Source organism: Croceicoccus bisphenolivorans (assembly GCF_001634625.1).
GTDB lineage: Bacteria > Pseudomonadota > Alphaproteobacteria > Sphingomonadales > Sphingomonadaceae > Croceicoccus > Croceicoccus bisphenolivorans.
In genome coordinates this window covers 1-5,529 of the sequence record NZ_LRSE01000038.1, presented here as the reverse complement: position 1 = coordinate 5,529, position 5,529 = coordinate 1, and the positions used below count along the sequence as shown (strand labels likewise).

At 59.9% G+C, this 5,529-nt stretch carries 5 protein-coding genes; 2 read left to right on the top strand and 3 right to left on the bottom strand.

Annotated elements, in window-relative coordinates:
- The 3 genes from A7A77_RS17075 to A7A77_RS17065 form a co-directional block, all read right to left on the bottom strand.
- The coding region (locus A7A77_RS17075; RefSeq protein ID WP_156500671.1) for an ArdC-like ssDNA-binding domain-containing protein at positions 1-259 on the bottom strand (259 nt) is incomplete at its 3' end.
- A 382-nt stretch (positions 260-641) separates the two neighbouring features.
- Positions 642-1,820, bottom strand: a complete 1,179-nt coding sequence (locus tag A7A77_RS17070) for a hypothetical protein (RefSeq protein ID WP_245638534.1) — start codon at positions 1,818-1,820, stop codon at positions 642-644.
- A gap of 28 nt (positions 1,821-1,848) precedes the next feature.
- On the bottom strand, positions 1,849-2,613 hold the full coding sequence (locus tag A7A77_RS17065) for an IS6 family transposase (protein WP_006949122.1): 765 nt from the start codon (positions 2,611-2,613) through the stop codon (positions 1,849-1,851).
- 297 nt (positions 2,614-2,910) lie between these two features.
- Here A7A77_RS17065 and A7A77_RS17060 point away from each other — a divergent pair, with 297 nt between their 5' ends.
- Positions 2,911-5,325 carry a TonB-dependent receptor gene (locus A7A77_RS17060; RefSeq protein ID WP_082836222.1) on the top strand — a complete coding sequence of 805 codons (2,415 nt, stop codon included), beginning with the start codon at positions 2,911-2,913 and terminating at the stop codon, positions 5,323-5,325.
- Between the two features lie 64 nt (positions 5,326-5,389).
- Positions 5,390-5,529, top strand: a 140-nt coding sequence (locus A7A77_RS17055; protein ID WP_156500670.1) for an SDR family NAD(P)-dependent oxidoreductase, incomplete at its 3' end; no start/stop codon positions are given.

Sequence of the window (5,529 nt, the reverse complement as noted above, 5' to 3'; positions counted from 1 at the left end):
TTACTCCTTTCATGCGACTTGCACGTCGCACCGCCTGTTTGAAGGTCAGCCAATAGGGCGAGGCGAAGCCCTGACGCATAGCGCTGGCCCAAAGGCTGAGGACGTTGATCCCACGATAGGCGACCCCATTGTGCCGGAGCGGAATGGTCGGCCCACCGCTCCACGGCTTCACCCACGGCTTGGTGCCCGCTTCCAGCATCGCAAGAATGTCGTCGGTGACGGCCTGATAAATGTCGATCCGGTTCGTTTCCTTAGCCATTTTTCACTCCTTTAGGCGAAGCCGCTGCCTGCGGCCTGCGGCTCTGACCCGCTGGCGAAGCGCGGGATGGGGAGGGGGAAGCAAAATCGATGGGAGTGGTGCGGGCGGCGCGTCTAGGGAGGCCCCGGCGCGCGCGATCGCGCCGGAACTGGCCGAACTTGGCGTGCAACCCGGTCCTGTCGATTATGCTTCGGGAACGAAAGGGCGGGTGCCCTTGGTGTTCCCCCGGTGGCAGCTGCCACCACCGGCAACGCGCGGCCCTGGCCGCTCATTATACGCGGCCGATTTTACCGGCTGCGTTCTGTAAAATGGGTGCGGTGGCAGCTGCCACCGCCCCGCAAGTTTGCGGGGAGCGCGGGAGTGAAGCGCGCTCCCCATGCCGTCATGCCGCTTGGCTTTCGCTATCAGCGGCATCGGGCAAGGCAGAGGGTCGAAGGGCGGGGGGCAGGATGCGCCGCCCCGCAAGGCGCTCGTTGACCGTCACGGCAAGATCAGAGCGCTTCATGGTCTGGCAATTCTCTGCGGCGTCGTTGCCGCAACCTTCGGCCAGCAGCTTCAAGAGCGTGGCCTTGCTAAGCTGGTCATAGAATACCTGATTGGGTTCCCACTTGTCGGCCATGTCGATCTGCGCGGCCCCGACGATCTGCGCCAGCTGGCGGTCGCGGTCGCTATGGAACGAAAGGCTCGTGATCTGCGAGGCCACGCAGTAGGCCAGCAGCCGCAATTTCGCTTCGCTGTCCATCTGGCGCATGTCGTCCAGCGTGGGTGTCTCGGCCAAGCGGGCAAGATCGGCCCCCGCGATTTCGTCAATGTCGGCAATCGTGGAATGGCCCATGATCGCCTCGTCAACATGGAAGCGGTTCTTCTCGGCGGTGATTTCGGCGGCTTGTTGCCACGAATAGGAGTTGCCGCGAACCTGCCCCAATAGGCCCGTCAAGAGCACGTCCAGCGCCAGCTCCGGGTCGCTGGCAAGGGCTTCCCGAACCGCCATCGTGCGGATGCCGCCCAGCTGATCCATGACCTTCTGCGAGTAGTCGGGCCGGGGAGGCTTGGGGCCATCGGCGGCGGTGCCCTTGGCGCTGCGCGTGAACGCAACCTGTTCGATACCGTCATGCCCGATGAAGACGATAAGCGAGTGCTCGGCCTTCTGCTCGGCGGTGAAGACGCGGCAAGCCGATACGATAGCGTCCTGCTTGCAGGTAAGGGCGCGCAACTCGTCGTCATAGTCGTGCTCGTCCTCGTCCACCTCGCTTTCCCGCTTGGCGATTGCCGCCTCGATCTCGACCAGCTGCGCGGTTTCTTCCTCGGTCGGATGGCGCTCGCCAGCGGGTTCCAGATGGCCGCGCATCCAGTAGGAATCAGGCCGGTAGAGCTGCCCTTCTGCATCGCGCCAGCCATCTTCGCGCGCCGCCTTGGCGATGGCGTCGAGCCGATCTTGCACAAGGTCCATGACAAGGCCCGCATCATCGCAATAGCGACGTTCTCCGAAAAGATCGGTGGTGAAGGTGCCGCCTGCGGCGCAATAGGCTTCCTCGCCGGCTCTGTTGCAAACATGGGGCACGGCCGCGCGGCGTCACCCAGTTGGGGGATTAGGCAGCATTGGCGAAATGCTTATTGAGCATAATCATGGTTTCGGTCAGGGCCGAGGGTCCAATTCCGAATGCTCTTTCAACCAGGCGCACCTCCCCCATGATACCTGGCTGCAGGCACCATGCCTGGGCCTGTCCTTTGCGTAGGGCGCGCATGACCTCGAAGCCCTTGATCGTGGCGTAGGCCGTTGGCATCGACTTGAAGCCACGTACCGGCTTGATCAGCATCTTCAGCTTGCCGTGGTCGGCCTCGAGCACGTTGTTCAGATATTTCACCTGCCGGTGCTCGGTTTCCGCCGCCAGTTTGCCTTCGCGTTTCAGCTCAGCGATTGCTGCGCCGTAGCTGGGTGCCTTGTCGGTATTGAGTTTGGCCGGCTTTTCCCAGTCCTTCAGGCCACGAAGAGCTTTGCCCAGAAAGCGCTTCGCCGCTTTGGCGCTGCGTGTCGATGACAGATAGAAATCAATCGTGTCGCCCCGTTTGTCGACCGCCCGGTACAGGTAGGTCCATTTGCCCCGCACCTTTACGTAGGTCTCATCCAGACGCCAGCTCGGATCAAAGCCGCGCCGCCAGAACCAGCGGAGACGCTTCTCCATCTCCGGCGCGTAGCGCTGCACCCAGCGATAGATCGTCGTATGATCGACATCGATCCCACGCTCGGACAGCATTTCCTCGAGATCACGGTAGCTGATGCCGTATCGACAATACCAGCGCACCGCCCATAGGATGACCTCGCCGGTAAAATGCCGTCCTTTGAAATCGTTCATCGCAACTGACCTTGACAGTACATGAGCCCAATCTTGGAAACCGTGTCAGAGTTTGCAACAGAGCCAGAAAAACTCTGCAACATGTTAGGGAAATCGGCCCGGCCGGTTCCATGGTTTGCCCTTTGGGATTGAGATTCACCGATATCTTGAACTCATGGAGGAAGCGTAACCGCCAACAAGATAATGACGGTATCGATAGCAATACCAATAGGTGAGGATGAATTGAAAGCCAGAAACACAGGTCTTCAAAACGGACCAAATCTAGTTGTTCTGGCATAAACCTGGGAGGAGGATGTTATGAAGAGCATGGGGATTTCTATATCGCGTGGGGTTTCCCTTTGGGTATTGGCATTTTCAACATCGCCACTTTATGCACAAGATGCTCCCGTTTCCGCGGCGCCCCCTCCGACTAGTGAAGTAACACAGTCAGGCATCGAAGAGATCGTTGTTACCGCGCAAAAGCGTGTCCAGTCGATCAACAATGTCGGCATGTCGATCGCCGCGATCTCGGGGGATGCCCTGATCGAGCGCGGTGTTTCGACGGCGGCCGATCTGGTCAAGACGGTTCCCGGCTTCGCCTATGCGGAAACCGCGCTGGGCGTTCCCATCTATACGTTGCGCGGCGTCGGTTTCATCGATCAGAGCCTTTCGGCGGGTCCGACCGTCAGCGTCTATGTCGATGAAGTCCCCCTGCCCTACAGCTTCATGACCAAGGGCGCGATCTTCGATCTGGAACGGGTCGAGGTGCTCAAGGGGCCGCAGGGCACGCTTTATGGCCAGAATTCTACGGGCGGTGCGTTCAACTATATCGCGGCCAAGCCCACCGATACATTCTCCGCCGGGGTGGATGCCGAATATGGCCGGTTCAATACGCTCGATGCGACTGGGTTCGTCAGCGGCCCGCTAAGCAGCACCTTGAAAGGGCGTCTTGCCGTTCGGACGGTGCAGGGCGGCGACTGGCAGAAGAGCTACACGCGCAACGATACGCTCGGCCGTCAGGAACAATGGCAGGGAAGGGCGCTGCTCGACTGGGAGCCGACCGAGCGGTTGACCGTGGCGTTGAACGGAACCGGCTGGATCGATAAATCCGATACGATCGCGCCGCAGGTCCGCAAGATCGATCCGCAGGTGCCGTCGGGAATCATTGCCGGCGTCGCAAACTATCCTTTGCCGCCAAACAACGCGCGCGCCGCGGATTGGGGGCCTGACCGGGACTACGGCCGCGACGACTGGTTCTGGATGCTGTCTGGGCGGATCAATTATGAACTGACGGACGATCTCCGGCTGGTTTCCATCACGGCCTATCAGAGCTTCAGCACCAAGGCCTTCTATGACAATGATGGATATACGTATGAAACCGGCGACCGTTACGGCACCGGCACGGTCAAGGCGTTCAACCAGGAACTGCGTCTTGAAGGCGAGAATGGACCGATCCAGTGGATTCTGGGCGGCAATTATTCCCACCACAAGGTGCATCAGCTCTTCACTTATTATGTGAAGGATGCATCCAACGCGCATGGCGTGTTCGCAGGCCTTGGGCCGATCGGCACGAATGGGGAATTCGGCTATATCGGGCCGGAAGGCCTGGACTTTTCGATGACGAACGGGCTGAGCGACAACACGATCAAATCCTATGCGGTGTTCGGCAATGTCGAATGGGAAATCGTCCCTGATGTCACGTTGCAGGGCGGCATGCGGTACACCAAGACCAATCGGGATGGTCGCAGCTGCGCGGTGGCGGCGGAACCGGCGTTCGCGGAACTCAGCCTCGGCACGCAGCAATTCTACTATAATATCGGCACCAAGACGACGCCGATCATGCCGGTTTCCGTCGGTGACTGCACCACCCTGGACGAAAATTTCAATCCTGCCGCCTCCATCGGCCGCCTGCGGGAGGACAATGTTTCCTGGCGCGTGGGCCTGAACTACAAGACGCCAGGCGCAACGCTCCTCTACGCGAATGTCAGCCGAGGCTATAAGGCGGGTAGCATCCCGGCCTTCGCCGCTTCGACATTCACTTCAAATCTTCCGGTCAAGCAAGAATCGCTGCTTGCCTACGAAGTCGGCTTCAAGGCCCCACTGTTCGGGCACACCATGCAGATCAATGGTGCCGCCTTCTATTATGACTATAGTGACAAGCAGATCTATGTGCTGCTTCAGGATCTGCTGTTCGGCCGCATTCAGCAGTTGGTCAACATCCCGAAATCCCGTCTCCAGGGTGCTGAACTGGAACTGGTGTGGCAACCGACACGCGGCCTGAACATCAGCGCTTCGGGAACCTATCTCGACAGTAAGATCAAGCAGTATACGGGCTATAATGCCGGTGGTATTTTCGCCGACTATTCGGGCGAGAGCTTCCCCTATGCGGCCAAATGGCAATTGGCTGGCGACGCTCAGTATGACTTCCCTATTTCCAACAGCATGGAAGCCTATGTCGCTGGCGCGGTGAACTATCATAGCCGCACGACTGCCGCGTTCGGCAACGATCTGCTGATCGCCGGAGGCAAGGGCAATTATGACCTCAATCCCTATGTCCTGGTCGATCTCCGGGCCGGCGTGAAGTCACCCGACGGCAATTGGCGGGTCGGCCTCTTCGGCCGCAACATTTTCAACAAATATTACTGGACCACGGTGGAAAAGGGGCAGGACGCGGTGATCCGCTACGCCGGCAAGCCTGCCACTTACGGCATCCAGTTGAGCACGCGGTTCTGATTAGGCGGGCGCGCTCGGCTCTTACGCCGGCGCGCCCCGCCCAATATTTTCCAGAGAGGACGATATGCGGAGAGTCGAAGGGAAAGTGGCCATCATCACCGGCGGCGCCGGTGGTCTGGGCAGCGCGGCGGCGCGGAGGCTGGCGTCGGAGGGCGCGACCGTGCTGATCGCCGACTGTCCGGCGTCAGCGCCAATGGCACAGAT